The following is a 674-nucleotide window of genomic DNA, read 5'->3' on the forward strand; positions in this document are numbered from 1 at the left end:
CTGCGGTTCTTTTTATATAGAGCGTAAATACATTCAATACCTTTTAAAGTATTCTTTTCTGTATTGATACTTTAATACCTTGTCTTTCTTACTTTAATATGACGGTGATCTTGCTCAATGAGGTTATTCAGATATTTCGATGTACAATGACAGTCAGGTTTAAGTTTAAAAGCTTTAATTACTTTAGCCATTGCTACCTTCGTTGAAGGTGCCTTATCTGTAATTACCTCTTGAGGTTTACCAAATTGTTTAATGAGACGTTTGATAAACGCATATGCTGAATGATTATCTCGTTGCTTACGCAACCAAATATCTAATGTATGTCCCTCTGCATCAATGGCACGATATAAATAGCTCCATTTTCCTTTTATTTTGATGTACGTCTCATCAATACGCCATTTGTAATAAGCTTTTTTATGCTTTTTCTTCCAAATTTGATACAAAATTGGGGCATATTCTTGAACCCAACGGTAGACCGTTGAATGATGAACGTTTACACCACGTTCCCTTAATATTTCAGATATATCACGATAACTCAATGTATATCTTAGATAGTAGCCAACGGCTACAGTGATAACATCCTTGTTAAATTGTTTATATCTGAAATAGTTCATACAGAAGACTCCTTTTTGTTAAAATTATACTATAAATTCAACTTTGCAACAGAACCTTAT

Annotated in this window: 1 pseudogene; it reads right to left on the reverse strand. The window is 32.6% G+C overall.

Annotated elements, in window-relative coordinates:
• Window positions 1-614 (reverse strand): annotated as a pseudogene (locus HMPREF3239_RS02225) (IS6 family transposase); the annotation flags it as partial.
• Window positions 615-674: the final 60 nt, after the last annotated feature.

Origin of the sequence: Staphylococcus sp. HMSC34C02, from assembly GCF_001838705.1 — a bacterium.
Taxonomy (GTDB): domain Bacteria; phylum Bacillota; class Bacilli; order Staphylococcales; family Staphylococcaceae; genus Staphylococcus; species Staphylococcus borealis.